Source organism: Streptomyces sp. H27-C3, assembly GCF_030063415.1.
In the GTDB taxonomy this organism is placed as follows: Bacteria; Actinomycetota; Actinomycetes; order Streptomycetales; family Streptomycetaceae; genus Streptomyces.
Genome location: NZ_JASITA010000014.1, coordinates 147,796 through 165,071, shown reverse-complemented (window position 1 = coordinate 165,071; position 17,276 = coordinate 147,796). Strand labels below are relative to the sequence as shown.

Below are 17,276 nucleotides of genomic sequence, written 5' to 3'. Positions count from 1 at the left end.
GACCTAGTCGCAGTCGCGGCAGATCGGCTGGCCGTTCTTCTCCCTGGCCAGCTGGCTGCGGTGATGCACGAGGAAGCAGCTCATGCAGGTGAACTCGTCGGCCTGCTTGGGCAGGACCCGTACGGCGAGCTCTTCGTTGGAGAGGTCGGCACCGGGCAGTTCAAGCCCTTCCGCCGCCTCGAATTCATCCACGTCAACGGCCGATGCGGTCTTGTCGCTACGACGAGCCTTGAGCTCTTCAAGGCTGTCCTGGTCGACGTCGTCATCGGTCTTGCGTGGGGTGTCGTAATCCGTTGCCATGTCGCTCTCCCCCTCTGGGTGGTTGCGGTGTCTCAGCGCCGTAACGCGTGAGAGGCCGGACTTGTGCCCGACCTGAAGCGGAGATTTTGCCTCACATCAAGGTCTGTTACTCAATCGACACCCAACCGAGCTCGTGCCGAGCGATCGGTTTGGATGGCGATCGGGACCGTACACGGTCCGAATGTCGCACTTCACGGGCGCCACCCCGTGTACTTCCCGTGATCTCACCCCTAGGAAACCCGGACTTTTCCGGGTTTGCCTGGGATTTCGTGATGACGGAGAGTGGATGGCCTGAAATTTGCCCCTGTGATCGATCACACACGAATCGTCCGGGAACGAGTCCCGAAAATTCCGCGCAAAGCGAACAGGAAACAGCATCGCGAACGTCTCAGACCGGAAGGGTGACACGCATGACGAGGCCACCGCCCTCGCGAGGCTCCGCGATGATACGGCCTCCGTGGGCCCTCGCGACGCTGCGAGCGATGGACAGGCCGAGGCCCACACCCTTGTCACTGCCGGTCCGCTCCGTACGCAGGCGTGTGAACGGCTCAAAGAGGTTGTCAATCTCGTACGCGGGAACCACTGGACCCGTGTTCGATACGACCAGGAGTGCCTGGCCGTGCTCGATGTCGGTGGTCACCTCGACCCAGCCTTCCCCGGGGACGTTGTAGCGCACGGCGTTCTGTACGAGGTTGAGGGCGATCCGCTCCAGCAGGACGCCATTGCCCTGGACGACCGCGGGCTCACGCTCCCCGCGGATCTCCACGCCCTTGGCCTCCGCCTCGGCGCGCGCCTGGTCGATGGCGCGCGAAGCGACCTCGGCGAGATCCACGGGCTTGCGCTCGACGATCTGGTTCTCGCTGCGGGCGAGCAGCAGCAGGCCCTCCACGAGCTGCTCACTGCGCTCGTTGGTGGCCAGCAGCGTCTTGCCGAGCTGCTGGAGCTCCGCGGGCGCCCCCGGGTCGGAGAGGTGGACCTCCAGCAGGGTCCGGTTGATGGCGAGCGGCGTACGCAGCTCGTGCGAGGCGTTCCCGACGAACCGCTGCTGGGCGGTGAACGCCCGCTCCAGGCGGTCGAGCATCTCGTCGAAGGTGTCGGAGAGCTCCTTGAGCTCGTCGTCGGGGCCGTCGAGCTCGATGCGGCGGGACAGGTCAGTACCCGCGACCCTGCGGGCGGTACGGGTGATCCTCCCGAGCGGCGACAGGACGCGGCCCGCCATCGCGTACCCGAAGGCGAAGGCGATGACGCTGAGCCCCAGGAGGGCCAGCAGCGAGCGGGTGAGCAGCTGGTCGAGGGCGTGCTGGCGCTGGTCGTTGACGCAGGCGTTCATCGCCGCGTTGAACTGGTCGGGCGTCGCACTGTCGGGCAGGGCGCACACCGTGCTCTTGACCTGGCCGCTCACGATCTTGAAGGGCAGGTCGCTGCCCACCGCGAGGGCCTGCGCGGCGAGCAGATAGATGATGGAGAGCAGCAGGATGCCGGCGATCAGGAACATGCCGCCGTAGAGCAGCGTGAGCCGTATCCGGATGGTCGGGCGCACCCAGGGGAACGCGGGGTCCTGCCCCCTGGGGTCCCAGGTCGGTTTGGGCGGCGCTGCCGGAGGCGCCGGGCTCGCGGCCACCGGGCGTCAGATCCGGTAGCCGGAGCCGGGCACGGTGACGATGACGGGCGGCTCACCGAGCTTGCGGCGCAGCGTCATCACCGTGACGCGCACGACGTTGGTGAACGGGTCGGTGTTCTCGTCCCACGCCTTCTCCAGGAGTTGCTCGGCGGAGACGACGGCGCCCTCGCTGCGCATCAGGACTTCGAGCACCGCGAACTCCTTCGGCGCCAGCTGGATCTCATGGCCGTCGCGGTGGATCTCGCGGCGGTTGGGGTCGAGCTTGATGCCGGAGCGCTCCAGGACGGGCGGCAGCGCGACGGTCGTACGACGCCCCAGGGCCCGTACCCGCGCGGTCAGCTCGCTGAAGGCGAAGGGCTTGGGCAGGTAGTCGTCCGCGCCGATCTCCAGACCCTCCACGCGGTCGCTGACGTCACCGGAGGCGGTGAGCATCAGGACTCGGGTGGGCATGCCCAGCTCGACGATCTTCCGGCAGACGTCGTCACCGTGCACGAGCGGGAGGTCCCGGTCGAGTACGACGACGTCGTAGTCGTTGACCCCGATACGTTCCAGGGCGGCCGCCCCGTCGTACACGACGTCGACGGCCATAGCCTCCCGGCGAAGTCCGGTGGCCACCGCATCGGCGAGCAGTTGCTCGTCCTCGACGACGAGTACGCGCACGTCGCTGTCCTTCCTCTGAGCCCCTTGCGGGGCAGGTCTGTGCCATTGGCTGTGCGCTGCCATCCTGCCCCTTTCGGCCATAAACCGGCGGTAAGGCAGTAGGTCGGGACGGAGGGCGCCAGGCCCGTGGCGGGCCCCGACGGGGCCTGCGCGATTCCCGGGCCGGTTGAGGTTTTCCTGAGCCCAGCCATGGGGAGGACGACTGCACACCCCACGATCACGCCCTGTGCGTGGCACGCCACAACCCGCTCTGTCCCCCAGAGGGAGTGGCGGAGGGCGCATGTGATCCATCACCCTCGGCACACCCCCGTGCCACCGACCCATGACGAGGGGGCGCACCCATGGACGCTTTCACCGCAGGCCTTCTGCAGCGCATAGAGGCCACGGAATCGGACCTCACGCTGGCTCGCGAGGCCGGCGACGACTTCCTGGCGGAGGTCGAGCAGGCAGAGCTGGACGATCTGCACCGACTCGCGGCGGAGCACGGCGTGCAGGTCGGCGCCGCGACCGCCTGACCCCGTACAACGAAGGACCCCGCGCCGGTGTGAAGGGGCGGGGTCCTTTCGCGCCTTCAGCCGTCCGGCGTTTGAGGACCGGGGTCCGGGGCGGAGCCCCGGTTGAGGGAAGGGGCGGGCAGGGGACAAGCCCGCCGCAGGCGACCCGCCTCAGGGGTGTCCGGCCGGTCTCCGTGGCGTCGCGGGGTCCGCACGCACATCCGCGGCGTTGCCGTCGGTCGCCGACGCTCCGCGTCGACTCCCTCCTCCGCCCTGCGGCTCCACCCACCAGACCCCGCTCCCTCACTCACGGACATCGGCCGAACACCCCCTGGGAGTGTCCTGAAGATCTTAAAATCACGCCCGCATTACACCAGTTCGACGGGATTGACATTTACTGGCAATCCGGGGTGATCCGGGCGGCCGGAGCAAGATCTTCATCGGCCTTCTAGTCGTGCCACGCCCCGAAGTCCTCAAGCAGCGCCTGGAGCGGCTCGAAGACCCCGGGCGAGGCCGCGATCGTCAGCTCTCCCGAGGGGACCCGTCCCGGCCGGCCTCCCGTCAAAGCCCCCGCCTCCCGAGCGATCAGATCCCCCGCAGCGAGGTCCCAAGGGCTGAGCCCGCGCTCGTAGTAGCCGTCCAGCCGGCCCGCCGCGACATCGCTCAGGTCGATCGCCGCCGAGCCGCTGCGCCGGATGTCCCGCAGCCGGGGAATCAGTCGCTGGGCGACATCCGCCTGGTGCGTGCGGACCGTGGCGACGTAGTTGAAGCCCGTCGAGACCAGCGCCTCGTCGAGCGGCGGCGCGGGCCGGCACCGCAGGGCCACGTCGTTGGCGTACGCACCGCCGCCGAGCACCGCCCGGTAGGTCTCGCGGCGCATCGGCGCCTCGACGACCCCCACCACCGTCTCGCCGTCCCGCTCGGCCGCGATGGAAACGGCCCAGGTCGGCAGCCCGTACAGGTAGTTGACCGTGCCGTCGAGCGGGTCGATGACCCAGCGGATCCCGCTGCTGCCCTCGGTGGCCGCGCCCTCCTCCCCCAGGACCCCGTCGTCGGGCCGGTGTTCGGCGAGGAAGCCGGTGATCAGCTTCTCGGCGGCGATGTCCATCTCGGTGACGATGTCGATGGGACTCGACTTGGTGGCGGCCACACCCAGGTCGGCGGGGCGGCCGTCACGCAGCAGCGCCCCGGCCCGGCGTGCGGCCTCCAGGGCGAGTTCGAGCAGCTCGGGCAGGAGCGGGTCGGTCACGGCTCTCCTCGGGGTGCGGACGGGCGCCTACGGGGTGTCGCCCTGCGGGGACGGGCGGTCGGCCTACACGTACGGGCTGTCGACGCCCGCGGCGGCGGGTCTGGGGGCCCTGGCCGGGCAGCAGCCGACGGTACAGACGTCGTGGCTCGCCCCGAGCGTCCCCAGCGCGCAGCGCTCCGCCGCGCGCCCCCGCTCGGCCGCCGCGCGCTCCAGCAGCAGATCGCGGACGGCCGCCGCGAAGCGCGGGTCGGAGCCGACGGTCGCGGATCTGGCGGCGGGCAGGCCCAGTTCGGCCGCCTTGGCGGTGGCCTCGGTGTCCAGGTCGTACAGGACCTCCATGTGGTCCGAGACGAAGCCGATGGGCACCATGACGACGGCGGGCGCGCCCGCGGCGTGCAGATCCTCGATGTGGTCGCAGATGTCGGGCTCCAGCCACGGGATGTGCGGGGCGCCGCTGCGCGACTGGTAGACGAGTTGCCAGGGGTGCTCGGTGCCCGTCTGCTCGCGGACCGTGTCGGCGATGAGCCGGGCGATGTCCAGGTGCTGTGCGACGTACGCGCCACCGTCGCCGTGCCCGTCGGCCGGGCCCGAGGTGTCGGCGGCCGCGGTCGGGATGGAGTGCGTCGTGAAAGCGAGGTGCGCCCCGGCCCGTACACCCTCGTCCAGCTCGGCCAGGGACTTCAGGACGCCGTCGACCATCGGCCGTACGAATCCCGGGTGGTTGAAGTAGTGCCGCAGCTTGTCGACGCGCGGCAGCTCCAGACCCTCCGCGTCCAGCGTCGCGAGCGCGTCGGCGAGGTTCTCCCGGTACTGACGGCAGCCGGAGTACGAGGCGTACGCGCTCGTGGCGAGAACGGCGATGCGGCGGCGGCCGTCGGTGACCATCTCGCGCAGGGTGTCGGTCAGATAGGGCGCCCAGTTGCGGTTGCCCCAGTAGATCGGCACCCCGTCCGGGCCGTCCAGACCGTGCTCGGCGAAGTCCTTGCGGAGGGTGTCGAGCAGGAGGCGGTTCTGCTCGTTGATCGGGCTGACCCCGCCGAAAAGGAAGTAGTGCTGCCCCACCTCCTTGAGCCTCTCCTTGGGGATGCCCCGGCCGCGGGTGACGTTCTCAAGGAACGGAACCACGTCGTCCGGGCCTTCGGGGCCGCCGAAGGAGAGCAGCAACAGGGCGTCGTAAGGGGCTGCGTCAGGCTGATCGGGCATGTGACCGATCCTGCCACTCGCGTCTGAAGGACCCGCACCCGACACCCGTCACGGCGCGACGCACGGTTTCCCGGCCGTAACGACCTCGGGGGCAATGGGGCGTGGATCAGCGAGCGGCGTCCTGCGGCTTCGCGTCCAAGGCGGAGGAGGGAGGCGCCGCGGAGCGTCGTCGACCGACGACAACGCCGGAGGCGGAGTCGCAGGACGTCGGGAGCGCGCGCTTTTGCCCCCGAGGTCGTAAGCTGTACCGCCCATCTCCATGCCTTACCGGAGCGCCTCTTGCCCAGTCCCTATCGCGCGATTTTCGCGGCCCCCGGCGCCCTCGCTTTCTCCACGGCCGGCTTCTTCGGCCGGATGCCGCTGTCCATGATGGGCATCGGCATTGTGACGATGATTTCCCAGCTCACCGGCAGGTACGGGCTCGCGGGCGCCCTCGCGGCCACCCTCGCGATGGCGGCGGCCGTGGTGGGGCCGCGGATCTCCCAGTACGTCGACCGGTACGGGCAGCGGCGGGTGCTGCGGCCGGTCACCCTGGTCGCGGTCGCGGCGGTCGCGGGCCTGTTGATCTGCGCCCAGCTGGGGCTGCCCGACTGGACCCTGTTCGTCTTCGCGGCGGGCGCCGGCTGTGTGCCGAGCGTCGGCTCGATGGTCAGGGCGCGCTGGGCCGAGATCTACCGCGGGTCCCCGCGCGAGCTGCACACCGCGTACTCCTGGGAGTCGGTTCCTGTAGGTGCGAGGACTGTCGCAAATCCAGTAGCGGCGTGAGGGTTGCCCTCGCCGCCCACCGTCACTGCCCCTACACGGGGGTCCAGGACGCCTGTCAGGCGCATCGAAGGAAGGTGAGGGGCCGCTGGCGCCTGCGTGCCGCTGTAAGGCCCCAGGGCGTCCAGGAGAGCTTCGAGGAAGCCTGACTCCACCCACCTCTTGAGCGTGTTGGACACCGTTCGCCAGTAGGGCGTTCCGGGCGAGGCGTCCAGCTCGGCCCAGGAGACTCCGGCTCGGATCTTGGTGAACATGGCGTCAATGACCCTGCGGGAGTCGACCCTCCTGTCCCCGCTGAGTTTCGGGAACGCCTCTACCAGTCGGTCCCACTGGCGGTCGCTGAGTGCGTCGGGCACCATGCGGCCCGACGCCTTGAAGTACTCCTCCCCCGGGCAGACGTACGAAGTGCGCATTCGTGTCGCCTCTTCGGTGATCTCAACCCTGATATCCAGCAAGTCAGCGACCTCGGCCTTACGCGCTGGGGAAAGGTCCATCAGCCGGTCTGCCGCCATGTCGGCAAGGGCCAGTACATTTTGCTTCCGCTCTGCTACTTCGGAGATCTCTTCGAGCCGATCAGCAGCGATGTTGCGCTGCTTGGTCAGCTCTTCGATGTCCTCCTTCATCTTCTTCTGAGCAGCGGCGACGACGACGGCGTCTACTCCGGCTTCCGCATATTCGACGAGCTTGACGGTTACTAGGTTGACCTTCTCGTCGATCTGCTTGGTCAAGTCCCTGACGCGCGTTTCGTAGTCCTCGGTGTCGTCGATTGTTGCTCCAGCCCATTCCTCAGCGAGGCGGGTGAGCATGTTCCGGTCCCCGAGGACGCCGACGATCTCGGCCCACACGAGGTGCTCAATGTCGGTGGCAGGGTAGTAACCGTCAGAGCAGCCGCCCTTACTACGGCGCCCGCTGCACCGATAGCTGGAGGTCTGCGTGGCGCTGACGAAGCCTCCGGTGTAGTGCTTGCTGCACTTGCCGAAGACGCGGCCGGAGAGGAAGTAGGTGTGTCCGCTCAGCGTCTTCTTCTTGGCTGTGGTGGACAGTGTCGCGCGGATGGCCATCCGGCGTTCGGCTGGGATACCGATCGGAGGGAGGGGGATTTCGTAGGTAGGACCGAGAGTGGGGTTTCCGTTGCGGTCGACGACCAGGGAATTCTTCGTTTGTCCCTTGCGGTCCGGGTTTCGGAAGATGACGCGGCCGAGGAGGCTGTTCCCCTGGAGGATGGAGCGGAGGTTGTCGCCAGTCCAGCGCTTGCCGTTGCGGGTGCGGTAGCCCAGCGCGTTTAGGACCGTGGCGGCCTTTGGGCAGGACATTCCGAGGTCGACGATGAAGACTCCGGCAAGCTTCAAGACGCGGGACTCACCAGGGTCAGCCATGACGTATGACCCGCGCTGGCCCTTGCCTTCGAGTCGGTAGCCGTAGGGGGGTTGACCCGAGGGCCAGCCCCCGCGACTTGCCTTGTAGTTGATGCCGCGTACCGTGCGCTCCTTGATCGTGCGCCATTCCATCTCTGAGAAGGAGGCGTACTGCTGAAGCGCCATCGTTCCCATGGTGGTTGTGGTGTCGATCTCCTGGGTCACGGAGACCAGGGCGGCACCAGCGTCTTGAATGGCCCATACCCAGCGCCAGAAGGCTTTGCCGGTGCGGCCGATTCGGTCGAAGCGGTGAACTACGACGACATCGAGTTTTCCTGCTTTGACGTCAGCTTCGAGGCGGAGCATCTCCCCACGAGTTTCGGAGGCTCCTGATTCGCCTTCGTCGCGGTAGATGTCGACTACGACCCAGTTGAGTCCTGACTTGTTGCCGACGTAGGCGTGGTTCTCTTCGTCTTGTACCTGGAGGCCGTAGCCGAGTAGCTGATCTTGTGTTGAGACCCGGAGGTACAGCCCGACTCGTACGACTTCTGGGTGCATCCCGCTAGCCCTGGCCAGGTCGATGGCGCTGGCGAGGGTGGGCGCAGGCATGGTTGACTGAGTGCTCACATCAGGTCCTTTTCGTGGCTGGTGTGACTGGCCCCCACGGTGTATCCGCACTGTGGGGGCCGTTCTGTGTGGGCACAGTCTACGGTCGTTCTGAGCTGAGTGCGGTCGTAAACCGTTACGTAGCTAGGCTGCTGACTGCTCGTCTGCTTCTGCGTCAGGGGCGAAGAGGATCTCCAGGAGGCGTCCCCAGTGACTCGGCGGCAGCTCATCGGTGCGCCACTGGGTTTCGATGCCTTGTCGCTGCGGGCGAAGCGGGACAACTTGGGCGTAGCGCTCTTCCTGCACTTGGGAGGCTCCTCATCGCTGGGGAGTGTCATCCGATCACCGGACCGGTGCCGTTGTCCCAAGCAGGAGTTACTACTCAGAGTTGCGGAATGGCAACGCCTTCAAACGAGAACTGTGCCGTTGCCCTCGCACTCGATGCAGGCGTCGATCTTCGGGTACCGGCCTCGGCAGCGGGGGCAGGGCTGCTCGTTCGGCTCGTCGTCCTCACGAGTGTGGTTCCAGGCTTCGGTGTCAGTTGCGTAGTTAGTCGGCATGTCAGTCCTCAATCACGTCGGCGTCGACGATGTTCATGTCCTGCTGGGGGTGGAAGGCGGCCGGGAGTGCTCTCGGCTGGGTTGCGTCCTCGCGTCCGAAGAGCCGGGAGATGAGGCCGGTCTCTGCGGCGCCCTTTTGAGATGCCTTGATGGAGATGGAGACGGAAGCCTCGTCTGCCTTGGCTTTTGCGCCGATCATCTTGGTGAGGCGGTCAAGTTCCTCGGAGAGGACGGGGTCGAGTTCGCCGTCGCCGTAGGTCTCCTCGACGCGACGGCGTGAGAAGACGCGGCTTGTCTGCATCTCTAGGAGCGTGGCTTGGAGGTCGGTGATGTGCTCCTTGGAGCGGATCACCGGGGGCTCTGGTTGGTTCCAGGGGGCGAGGGTAGTTACTTCACCGTGCCGCGCTTCGAGAGCTTGGGTATCAACTGCCGGAGCTACCGGGTCCGTGTTCTGCTCGGGAGGCGTTGAGGGGTTGGGAGTTACTCCCCTGCGGGTGGCGTTGAGCTTTTCCACGTAGCGGGACCAGGCGTGGATGGAAAGCCGGAGTACTTCGGTGGAGTCGTCCTCCTCGATGAGGTCGACGTCGTACCCAGCGTCGATGAACTCTTGGCGGTGGCGCTTGCGGGCCCGGTCCTTCATCTTCTTCGGGTAGCGGCGCAGCTCTCCGCCGGAGTACCAGATGGTGTCGCCGAACTGGCTGGGTGAGAGCCAGCTCGTGCTGGTGACGGCGTGGAAGGGTACGGACTGGAGGAGTTCGGGCTTGGTGATGCCGAGTCCGAAGAGTCGTACCCCGGTGTCCTTGGCGACGCGGGTGAGTCGGTGGGCCAGGTGGTCGTCGATGGCGTCCTTGGGGATCGCGACGTTGGGCCAGTTTTCGCAGATGGCGATGAGGTCTTGGCCGGGGTGCCAGACGATGACGGCCTTTGCGCGGTGCTCCTCCAGCCAGGGCAGGCGCTTCATCTGGTGGTCTGGGTTGAGGCGGATTGCATCGAACTCCACGAAGTAGTCAAGGCGTTCGAGGTTCGGCGCCACGATTTCGTCGTAGTAGTGGTCGGCGATCTCGTTGAGTTCGTCTTCGTCGGGGGCGGCTGCGGGGTTGTTGTTGAGGGCGTAGGTGCCGGAGTCGAGCAGGACGTGGGCTTGTGGGTCGTAGTGGTCGGCGATGAGGTACGGCTTGGTGAACTTGTTTCGCTTGCGTAGGCCCCAGTAGCTGAGGCTCTGGTCGAGGGAGCCTTCGGCGGTGAGCAGGCGGCGGTAGACGGGGAATTCCGTGCCTGCTTGGTAGAGATGCATCGGGTGTCCTAGAGGGGTTCGGCTGTACGGCGGGGGTCGGCGGCGTATGCCTGTGCCTGGGTTTCCACTTCGTCGACCAGGGCGTCCCAGGGGCGTGGGGACTGGGTGTAGTCCGGGCGCCATTGGGGCTTGGCGAAGTGGGGCAGTGACAGGGTGGCTACCGGGTGTCCGAGGCCGAGGAGTTCGGCTGTGATGGCGGGGTCGGGCTCGATGATGAGGTCGACCTTGGTTCCTGTTCCGGTGAGGTAGCCGATGGCGTCGAGGCGTAGCTGGGTGGCCGTTCGCCAGTCGTTGGGGCGTCGGGGTTGGATGACGCGCATGTGCCGGGTGAGGCTGTTGAGGCGTAGCCAGTTCTGGGTGCGGAGGTAGTCGAGTTCGTCGCTGAGTAGGTAGAGGCTGTGTTGTGCGGTGAGGGCGTGGTAGAGCGTGCCGCCGAGTGGGATGACGCCGTCGGTGGTGGGGTTGCGCAGTGCGCCGTCGATGGTCATGGCGATGTTCACTTCTGGCTCCAGAGAGCGGCCTTGATGAGGGCGGTCTGGGCGTCGTCGATGACCTGTCCGTACAGCGCGATGTCGGTGAACTGGGTTGCTGTGGTGCCGACTTCCTTGAGCTGGCGGAGGGTGGTGACGGTGCCGGTTTCTTTGGCGGCCTGCCAGCGGAAGTTGTTGAAGTCCGAGTAGCCGGTGCCCTGGGGGCTGAATGCCTGGCGTCGGCCGAGGTGGATGGCGTCGAAGAGGCTGGTTGCCTGTGCGATGACGGTGCGCAGTTCGGTAGCGCAGTTCATCCAGGCCGGGGAGCCCTTGGCGACGGCGTTGAGGCTGGCGGAGAGGAAGCGGTAGCGGTCCAGGAGGTGCTTGGCCTGGTGCTCGTCTTCGTCTGCGGCGCTGCGGTAGCTGTCGGGGTAGCTGGAGCGCACGTCGTTGGGGAGGTTCGGCGGGGTGACGGTCCAGTCGTCGCGGGTGAGGGAGTATGCCGCGTACGGGTTGATGGCGGTGATGTCTTTGACGCCGTGCGCGGCGTTCCAGTAGAAGGTGACCTCGTAGATGCGGTCGCCGATCTGGGTGTTGGCCGTCTTGGGCCACAGGGCGTTGCGCAGGCTCTCGTTGACGTACTTGGCTGCTTCTTCGGAGGTGAGTCCGGCGTAGCGGTCGTTGTGGTGGGTGAACTGTGCGAAGTCCACGCCGAGGAGGACGTCGAGGTCCCCGTTTCCTCGGTCGGCTGCCCACTGGTAGGTGATGCCTGATCCGGCGAGCCATACCTCAGCCCACTGGTCGAAGCCGGGGGTGACGAGGAAGAACTCGCGCAGGGTGTGGAGTATCCATTCCCGTACGTTCGGCTTGAGGTGCGTGCCGTCGAACAGGTTCGGGTCGAGTTCTCGGGAGGGCTCGGAGAAATACCCGCTGGCCCCGTATTCGGGGTCGGGGATTTCCGTGAGGGACTCGGTGAGGCGTTCGTAGAAAGCATTAGGGCCACTCATAGGTGCGACGCTATGAGTGGCCCTCGCGGAAGTGTTAGCTATCCAATTCCAGGGTCATCGGTCCTGTAACGCGGTTTCGCACGAAACGCTGGTGGCGTCGGTAAATCTCGGCTCGCGCTTCAGCGGGAAGTACGGGAAGTGCGTGTACTTCCTTGAAGGCGTCGCATGAGCGGCGGACGAGCTTGGGGAGCGTCTCAGCTTCGATGAAGCTCGTGCAGGTCTCGCAGGAGCCCCAGGGTTCGTCGAGGAAGTTGTCAGTGACGCGTCCGGTCTGCGCTTCAGGTTTGGTGAGGTAGACCTGGGTGGCTGGAGCGTTGCAGCAGAAGTCGCACACGGGGGCTTTGGCTACCCACACGGGGTCTGCGGCGTGGTTGGGCACTCCCGATTGGTGGTGCCAGATGCGTTCCCCTGGGACTGTGCTGCCTGGGGTGACTGCTTCCACGGCCTTGAGCTGGTCGCCGCAGGCTGCGCAGTGAGGGTACTTGAATTCCATCTTCTTGCCTTATGCGTTCGTCGCTGTGGGAAGCGGTTCGCCGATGTCCACGAGAAGGGATTCGTCGAAGCCGTGCTGCATCCACTCGATCATGAGGGGTGTGCCGAGGACGAAGCCGCCGCCGATGAAATGGTTGGTTTCGTTGGCCTGGGCGACGGCTTCCCATTTGAAGGGGATGCCGAAGTAGGCGGTGCCGGGTTTGTCCCAGGTCGGCTCGTAGAGGGAGCCGCTGGCGTCGGCGCACCAGGCGTGTTCGGTGGGGAAGAAGGCGCTGGCGAAGCCCTCGACGTAGGTGAGGTGGTCGTGGGCGAAGGTGGCTTCCATCGAGTTGTGGAAGCAGCGCCTGGAGGGACCGGGGTTCTCGACGGGGAGGGCGCTTTCCGGGTGGAAGACCCGACCGTAGGTCTTGAGGATCTCGCCGATGTGGTGGTGGGCCCAGCCCGGGTAGCGGTCCCTGGCGTTGTTCTTGGCATTGTTCGTGAGCATGTCGAGCCACTGCACGATGCCTAGTACGCCTGTGTAGATCCCGGGTGTTTCGGGCTCTGTCGCCTTCTCCATGGTGTGAGGGTATCTGCCTGCACTGACACGCTGCCGGGGGATCTTAGGCGGTGCTCGCCCCTGTGGGCTGGTGGACTGCGTGGGACAGCTCGCGTACTCCGGTGACCTGGCGGTGGTTCTCGTTGAGTTGTGTCACGATGCTGCGGATTGCTGGCCGGTCGCGGACTTCTGCGGGCGCTACGCGGTAGGCGTCCAGGAGGGCCCGGGTCGCTTGTTCTGGTTTGCCCCATTGCCACCACGCGCGGGCGAGGTCGGTGTGGAGCCGTCCACGGCGCTCTGCGGTCTGGAACTGCTGTGGCTGGAGTCGCTCGCCGACGTGCAGGGCCGCTCCCGCGTCGCCCAGGGCCCAGTGGACCCCGACCTCGTAGAGGCTGACCGAGGCGGGGGTGATCGAGAACAGGCGGCCGGAGGGTGCTTGCGCGGGCAGGCGGCGCGCGGCTCGGGTTGCTTCGCGGATCATGTCCACCGCTTGACTGCGCTGTCCCGCTCGTGCGGCCGTGTATGAGGTTGTGCAGAGCATTTGTGCGTATGCCGCTGCCTGTGCCTGGGTAGTCAGGCCCGTTTTCTCTACTTGCGTTGCTGCGTTGAGAATCAGCCGTTGGGCTGCCTCGGGCTTGTCTTGGTGGCGCAGGACGATACTCAGTTCGCGTGCTGCGGCGGCGGCCGTCAGCGGCGATCCTGATAGGTCGGCGAAAGTCATTGCTCGGTCGGCGGTAAGCCGGGCCTGGTCGTATTTGCCGATTTTCACGAGGACCTGCGAGGCCAGGGCATAGCAAGCGGAGAGACGGGCGTAGGAAATGTCCGTACGGGTTCCGGTCGCGGCTTGTGCCGAGGCGAGGAGGTCGGGGATTACCTTGAGGAGTTTCGCGTGGTTGCCGGTGTCGAAGAGGGCGCGGGCGTCGGCCAGGCGTGCGTCGAGCGGGGTGGGCGACCCGGACGGGGCTGGCATTTCGGCGAGGGCGTCGTCTACTCCGACCAGGAGCTGGGCGGGGACTGCGAGTCCAGCGGCTGCGAGCAGGGTGCGGCGTCGCATGGGGTCCTCCTGGGCGAGATGTGGACCATCTTCCGCAACTCTAGTGGCTCTAGGGGGTGCCAGGCCGAGTGCCTCGCCCAGAACTGATTTCGGGATGCCTACCGCTTGCGCGGCGGTGCGCAGGAGGGCGAGGTCGGCGGCTGCGCCTCGGTGTTCCAGGCGGGAGACGGTGGAGGCTGAGCAGCCGATCTTGCGGCCGAGGTCTTCTTGTCGCCAGCCGAGGCCCACGCGCGCCATCTTGATCAGGCCCCCGGGATCGCGGCGTGCGATGTGGGATGCGGCTTTGGTATTGCTCCACAGCAGGTCGGTCGTGCGCATCGCGCCTCCCACGGACCGGGGGCTGGGCCTTTCCACGTTAAGGGGCTCTGACGGGTTCCGTCGACAGCGTGTGCAGCATCTGCAAACGGCTTGCACGGGTGGCAAGTTGACTACTGCGCTGTCTCGGACTGCGGTGAAGTTGTGTCACGGCCCCCGACGGGCCGGACCGACGAGGGTCATGGAGGTCAGCATGGTGACAGCAGTGGAAACGCGTGTCCGCGATCCCAGGGACTACGTGAAGCCGGAGGTGTGGGACCGGGAGGTCGCACTCCTGATCCGCGACTACCCGTTCGATGAGGTGATGGCCACTCGACTGTTCCACGCGGCCGTCTCCTACCTGATCACCGCCATCGACAAGTGGGGGCAGGGCCTGGAGATGTGCTGCGGTCGGCTCGTCGACATCGCGGTGCACGTCTTCATCCTGGACACCAGGAACTACCGGGAGTTCTGCGCCGAGCACTTCGACGGCAAGTTCCTGGAGCACATCCCGGAGATCGAGTTCAAGTTCGACGGGTCCGTAGAGCGGACGGCACAGATCATCGCTGACAACGGCTTCGAGGTGGACTGGAAGCTGTGGGAGCGGGACTACGCCAAGTGCGGTCCGTGCAGGCCGGGCGAGAACTGCCACTGATGCACCCAGCGGGCGCGGGAGTCTTCCTCGGAGGGCTCCCGCGCCTTCGGCATGGGTGTCTTCTCCTCGTAGGCGTGAGGGTCCTGCGTTCGCCCGCGCACCGGGAAGGGGAGCGGCTACGGTGTCCGCCGACTGGACAACTGCCGCCGCTCCCCCTTCGAGGAACTCATGTCACATGCGCCTCAGAATCCCGCCCTGTTCTGGGACCGGTACAAGCCTGACAGGGACGACTTGAGCCCGGCGCCGAAGGCCGAGTCGTTCGAGTGGACCCAGTACGCGGGGCACGGGCCCGGGGTGGAGCTGCTGGGAACCCCCAAGGACGCACTTGAGCTGGGTGCTGCTGAGGGCCGGGAGGCTGCCTTCCTGGCAGGCCGGGGGGTCAGGGTCACCGCTCTGGACCTCTCACCCGTGCAAGTCGCGCGAGCACGTAGGTGGTGGTCGGGTGAGCCGAACCTGGACTTCGTCGAGAGCGAGGCGTGCGCCTACCTGTCGGCGACCGAGGAGTTCTACGACGCCATCTATTCGATCTGGGGCGTAGTGTGGTTCGCCAATCCAGAAGAACTTCTCCCTCTGGCCTTTGAGCGCCTTCGTCCCGGCGGTATTTTCACCTTCTCCCAGGGAGAGACCCACAGCGACCTGTATGGGCGCCAGCCCATGTACGGCAAGGGGCCGGGAGGCCGGGAGATGACCGTCGACCGCTGGTGCTTCCCGCCTGAGATGTGGGCCGACCTCCTGAAGCGCGAAGGCTTCGTGAACGTCGATGCTTCGTGCCTGCCAGCGCCCCGGGGTGAGGGATTGGGCACGCTCATTGTTCAGGCCGTCAAGCCGTAGGCAGGACTCACGACTTGGAGGTCTTCTTCTTGTCGCGTTCGTGGCGCAGCCTCGTGTTCTCGGCGCGGGAGACGACGCGGAGATTGCTGGGGCTGTTGTCGGTGTAGCTGCCGTTCTTGTGGTCGACGGTCTCATCCGTGCGCAGCTTGCGGCCGAGCTTCTTTTCGGCGGCGAGCCGGTGGGCGTAGGTGACCTTGCCCGTTTTGGGGTCACGGACGGAGCCGTAGCCCTTCTTGGTCTTGCCGCCGGTCCACTTGCCGCCCTTGGCTGCGGTCTCTCCCGCGCTGGGCTTCTTGGCGGTGGTCTTCTTGGCTGCGGGCATCAGTGCTCCTCGGTGCGCTCGGGCCAGTGCCAGGTGCCGACGCGCGTGGCGTCGTTGTCCTGGGGGCAGCCTCGGTTGAAGTAGAGGCCCTCGGGGTTGAGGACGGCGAGGCCGATGCGGGTGCGGCCGTCGGTGTCGAGGTGCTTGTCGGTCTCGGTGACGATCGCGGCGCGGCACTCCGGCAGGAACTCGCCGCCTGGGGTGCCGTAGGTGCGGTAGTGGACGACGCGTCCGACGCTGGGCTGGGGCATGGCTACTCCTTTGGGGCGGTCTTGGCGAAGTGGTCGGTTCGCACGCGGTTCATGACGGGGCAGAAGTCGCAGAGGTAGCGGTCCTTGGCGCTGCGGTACTTGGGGAGTCCGGCTGCCTTGCGCTCGGCGTTGGTGTGGGGGGTGAGCAGGACCTTGGTGGTGCGGAAGTCGCCGCAGTCGAGGGTGCGGTTGTGTGTCTTCCAGCAGGACATGGCGTCTTCCTGGAAGGTGGCCTTGGTGGTGTAGAAGTCGGTGCCCAGGCCCTCGGAGCCGCCGTTGTGCATTTGCTCGTTGATCTTCTTGACGATCTCGGTCTGGTATTCCGGGTTGTCCCAGTGCTTCTTAGAGACGGCCATGAGCTGACCGAAATGGCGGTTGCCGTCTGGGTAGGTGTGGCGGGATACCAGGTTCTCCAGAAGGAAATCCTCGCGCGGGTTCCCCTGGTGGTCGGGGAGTTCCTCCATGCTCTTGCAGTCTTTGCAGAGCAGGATTCGTATCTGTTCTTCAACCACGGGGATTCTCCTGGTAAACGCTGATCGGCCTGACCCTAAAATTAAGGGCCGGGCCGATCAGTGTGTTAGCAGGTGGTTAGCGCATACCGGCTTCGTAGGAGCAGTGGGGCCAGGCGCCGGGGCCCTGAACGCGGAGGACCTTTTCCGCGATGCGTATCTGTTCGGCCCTGGGCTGCTGGTGGGGCATTCCGTTGCCGCCGAACGCGCGCCAAGTGGGGAGGGAGAACTGTAGACCGCCGTAGTAGCCGTTGCCGGAGTTGATGCTCCAGTTGCCCGTGGACTCACACTGCGCGAGCCGGTCCCAGCGGGTGGGCGAGGTGTTGGGAGCCGTCGGGGCAGGGGGCTGGGGAACGGGGTTCGTACTCGGCCGCGTGGGTGAGGGGGCGGAGTTGGCCGTGGTGGTCAGGCGGAGGTTCTGGCCGGGGACGATGACGTTCGGGTCGTTCCCGACGGTGGTGCGGTTGGTGGCGTAGAGGGCCTGCCATTTGCTGGCATCGCCAAGCTGCTTGTCGGCGATGCGGCTGAGGGTGTCGCCCGGTTGCACGGTGTATGTCTTGGCTGTGGCGGCTGATGCCGTGCCGGTCGAGAGCACTACGGCCGTGGCGGCGAGGGCGGGGAGAAATGCGAAAACGAACTTCCGGGTCATAGGGGTTACCTGACGTAGGGGGCGTGGTCGGCCCCGGCTCTCCCTGCGATGTATTCGCCCGAAGCTCTTTTTGGGTTATGGAGAGGCCCCGGCTTGGAGT

20 protein-coding genes and 1 pseudogene are annotated in these 17,276 nt (G+C 66.4%); 4 read left to right on the top strand and 17 right to left on the bottom strand.

Going from position 1 to position 17,276, the window contains the following annotated elements:
- Positions 1 to 3: 3 nt before the first annotated feature.
- The 3 genes from QMK30_RS16660 to QMK30_RS16650 form a co-directional block, all read right to left on the bottom strand.
- The gene (locus QMK30_RS16660) at positions 4 to 300 is read right to left on the bottom strand and encodes a DUF4193 domain-containing protein (protein ID WP_214929381.1); all 297 of its coding nucleotides are present in this window, start codon (positions 298 to 300) and stop codon (positions 4 to 6) included.
- Positions 301 to 688: 388 nt separating this feature from the next.
- Positions 689 to 1,921, bottom strand: coding sequence for a sensor histidine kinase (locus tag QMK30_RS16655; protein WP_283518846.1), 1,233 nt, complete (start codon positions 1,919 to 1,921; stop codon positions 689 to 691).
- Between the two features lie 6 nt (positions 1,922 to 1,927).
- Complete coding sequence (locus QMK30_RS16650) at positions 1,928 to 2,581, bottom strand: response regulator transcription factor (RefSeq protein WP_283518844.1); 654 nt, start codon at positions 2,579 to 2,581, stop codon at positions 1,928 to 1,930.
- A 341-nt stretch (positions 2,582 to 2,922) separates the two neighbouring features.
- On the opposite strand from QMK30_RS16650, the gene QMK30_RS16645 reads away from it, so the two are divergent.
- A complete protein-coding gene (locus tag QMK30_RS16645) occupies positions 2,923 to 3,096 on the top strand; it encodes a hypothetical protein (protein ID WP_283518842.1) in 174 nt (57 codons plus the stop codon).
- A 427-nt stretch (positions 3,097 to 3,523) separates the two neighbouring features.
- Here QMK30_RS16645 and QMK30_RS16640 read toward each other — a convergent pair whose 3' ends face one another.
- A complete protein-coding gene (locus QMK30_RS16640) occupies positions 3,524 to 4,324 on the bottom strand; it encodes an inositol monophosphatase family protein (protein WP_283518840.1) in 801 nt (266 codons plus the stop codon).
- 63 nt (positions 4,325 to 4,387) lie between these two features.
- Positions 4,388 to 5,527, bottom strand: a complete 1,140-nt coding sequence (locus QMK30_RS16635) for a ferrochelatase (RefSeq protein ID WP_283518838.1) — start codon at positions 5,525 to 5,527, stop codon at positions 4,388 to 4,390.
- Positions 5,528 to 5,632: 105 nt separating this feature from the next.
- Here QMK30_RS16635 and QMK30_RS16630 point away from each other — a divergent pair.
- Positions 5,633 to 6,250, top strand: a pseudogene (locus QMK30_RS16630) (MFS transporter); the annotation flags it as partial.
- Here the strand turns inward: QMK30_RS16630 and QMK30_RS16625 are convergent.
- The 8 genes from QMK30_RS16625 to QMK30_RS16590 all read right to left on the bottom strand — a co-directional run bounded on the left by QMK30_RS16625 (position 6,199) and on the right by QMK30_RS16590 (position 13,983).
- A complete protein-coding gene (locus tag QMK30_RS16625) occupies positions 6,199 to 8,202 on the bottom strand; it encodes a recombinase family protein (protein WP_283518892.1) in 2,004 nt (667 codons plus the stop codon). The pseudogene QMK30_RS16630 and the gene QMK30_RS16625 overlap by 52 nt on opposite strands.
- 455 nt (positions 8,203 to 8,657) lie before the next feature.
- Positions 8,658 to 8,810, bottom strand: coding sequence for a hypothetical protein (locus tag QMK30_RS16620; RefSeq protein WP_283518836.1), 153 nt, complete (start codon positions 8,808 to 8,810; stop codon positions 8,658 to 8,660).
- Between the two features lies 1 nt (position 8,811).
- Entirely contained in the window at positions 8,812 to 10,104 is a 1,293-nt protein-coding gene (locus QMK30_RS16615; RefSeq protein ID WP_283518834.1) for a hypothetical protein, read from the bottom strand.
- Positions 10,105 to 10,112: 8 nt separating this feature from the next.
- Entirely contained in the window at positions 10,113 to 10,604 is a 492-nt protein-coding gene (locus QMK30_RS16610; protein WP_283518832.1) for a hypothetical protein, read from the bottom strand.
- Entirely contained in the window at positions 10,601 to 11,581 is a 981-nt protein-coding gene (locus QMK30_RS16605) for a hypothetical protein (protein ID WP_283518830.1), read from the bottom strand. The genes QMK30_RS16610 and QMK30_RS16605 overlap by 4 nt, the downstream gene beginning before the upstream one ends.
- Before the next feature lie 34 nt (positions 11,582 to 11,615).
- Positions 11,616 to 12,074 (bottom strand): hypothetical protein, encoded by a 459-nt coding sequence (locus QMK30_RS16600; RefSeq protein WP_283518828.1) that lies wholly within the window; start codon positions 12,072 to 12,074, stop codon positions 11,616 to 11,618.
- Positions 12,075 to 12,083: 9 nt separating this feature from the next.
- Positions 12,084 to 12,632, bottom strand: coding sequence for a hypothetical protein (locus tag QMK30_RS16595; protein ID WP_283518826.1), 549 nt, complete (start codon positions 12,630 to 12,632; stop codon positions 12,084 to 12,086).
- Positions 12,633 to 12,675: 43 nt separating this feature from the next.
- Entirely contained in the window at positions 12,676 to 13,983 is a 1,308-nt protein-coding gene (locus tag QMK30_RS16590; RefSeq protein WP_283518825.1) for a helix-turn-helix domain-containing protein, read from the bottom strand.
- A 190-nt stretch (positions 13,984 to 14,173) separates the two neighbouring features.
- On the opposite strand from QMK30_RS16590, the gene QMK30_RS16585 reads away from it, so the two are divergent.
- Both QMK30_RS16585 and QMK30_RS16580 read left to right on the top strand, forming a co-directional pair.
- Complete coding sequence (locus QMK30_RS16585; RefSeq protein ID WP_283518823.1) at positions 14,174 to 14,614, top strand: UCP032817 domain-containing protein; 441 nt, start codon at positions 14,174 to 14,176, stop codon at positions 14,612 to 14,614.
- A 168-nt stretch (positions 14,615 to 14,782) separates the two neighbouring features.
- The gene (locus QMK30_RS16580; protein WP_283518821.1) at positions 14,783 to 15,445 is read left to right on the top strand and encodes a class I SAM-dependent methyltransferase; all 663 of its coding nucleotides are present in this window, start codon (positions 14,783 to 14,785) and stop codon (positions 15,443 to 15,445) included.
- A gap of 7 nt (positions 15,446 to 15,452) precedes the next feature.
- Here QMK30_RS16580 and QMK30_RS16575 read toward each other — a convergent pair whose 3' ends face one another.
- The 4 genes from QMK30_RS16575 to QMK30_RS38470 form a co-directional block, all read right to left on the bottom strand.
- Positions 15,453 to 15,767, bottom strand: coding sequence for an HNH endonuclease signature motif containing protein (locus QMK30_RS16575; RefSeq protein WP_283518819.1), 315 nt, complete (start codon positions 15,765 to 15,767; stop codon positions 15,453 to 15,455).
- Positions 15,767 to 16,018, bottom strand: a complete 252-nt coding sequence (locus QMK30_RS16570; RefSeq protein ID WP_283518817.1) for a hypothetical protein — start codon at positions 16,016 to 16,018, stop codon at positions 15,767 to 15,769. Before QMK30_RS16570 ends, QMK30_RS16575 begins: the two co-directional genes overlap by 1 nt.
- A gap of 2 nt (positions 16,019 to 16,020) precedes the next feature.
- Positions 16,021 to 16,530, bottom strand: a complete 510-nt coding sequence (locus QMK30_RS16565; protein ID WP_283518815.1) for a hypothetical protein — start codon at positions 16,528 to 16,530, stop codon at positions 16,021 to 16,023.
- 76 nt (positions 16,531 to 16,606) lie between these two features.
- Positions 16,607 to 17,176 carry a transglycosylase family protein gene (locus tag QMK30_RS38470; protein WP_349362076.1) on the bottom strand — a complete coding sequence of 190 codons (570 nt, stop codon included), beginning with the start codon at positions 17,174 to 17,176 and terminating at the stop codon, positions 16,607 to 16,609.
- Positions 17,177 to 17,276 lie beyond the last annotated feature (100 nt).

Coding starts and splice junctions, on each gene's coding strand:
- QMK30_RS16660 (WP_214929381.1), bottom strand. CDS start 300: ATGGCAACGGATTACGACACCCCACGCAAGACCGATGACGACGTCGAC.
- QMK30_RS16645 (WP_283518842.1), top strand. CDS start 2,923: ATGGACGCTTTCACCGCAGGCCTTCTGCAGCGCATAGAGGCCACGGAA.
- QMK30_RS16635 (WP_283518838.1), bottom strand. CDS start 5,527: ATGCCCGATCAGCCTGACGCAGCCCCTTACGACGCCCTGTTGCTGCTC.
- QMK30_RS16625 (WP_283518892.1), bottom strand. CDS start 8,202: ATGCACCCAGAAGTCGTACGAGTCGGGCTGTACCTCCGGGTCTCAACA.
- QMK30_RS16620 (WP_283518836.1), bottom strand. CDS start 8,810: ATGCCGACTAACTACGCAACTGACACCGAAGCCTGGAACCACACTCGT.
- QMK30_RS16615 (WP_283518834.1), bottom strand. CDS start 10,104: ATGCATCTCTACCAAGCAGGCACGGAATTCCCCGTCTACCGCCGCCTG.
- QMK30_RS16605 (WP_283518830.1), bottom strand. CDS start 11,581: ATGAGTGGCCCTAATGCTTTCTACGAACGCCTCACCGAGTCCCTCACG.
- QMK30_RS16600 (WP_283518828.1), bottom strand. CDS start 12,074: ATGGAATTCAAGTACCCTCACTGCGCAGCCTGCGGCGACCAGCTCAAG.
- QMK30_RS16595 (WP_283518826.1), bottom strand. CDS start 12,632: ATGGAGAAGGCGACAGAGCCCGAAACACCCGGGATCTACACAGGCGTA.
- QMK30_RS16590 (WP_283518825.1), bottom strand. CDS start 13,983: ATGCGCACGACCGACCTGCTGTGGAGCAATACCAAAGCCGCATCCCAC.
- QMK30_RS16585 (WP_283518823.1), top strand. CDS start 14,174: ATGGTGACAGCAGTGGAAACGCGTGTCCGCGATCCCAGGGACTACGTG.
- QMK30_RS16580 (WP_283518821.1), top strand. CDS start 14,783: ATGTCACATGCGCCTCAGAATCCCGCCCTGTTCTGGGACCGGTACAAG.
- QMK30_RS16575 (WP_283518819.1), bottom strand. CDS start 15,767: ATGCCCGCAGCCAAGAAGACCACCGCCAAGAAGCCCAGCGCGGGAGAG.
- QMK30_RS16570 (WP_283518817.1), bottom strand. CDS start 16,018: ATGCCCCAGCCCAGCGTCGGACGCGTCGTCCACTACCGCACCTACGGC.
- QMK30_RS38470 (WP_349362076.1), bottom strand. CDS start 17,176: ATGACCCGGAAGTTCGTTTTCGCATTTCTCCCCGCCCTCGCCGCCACG.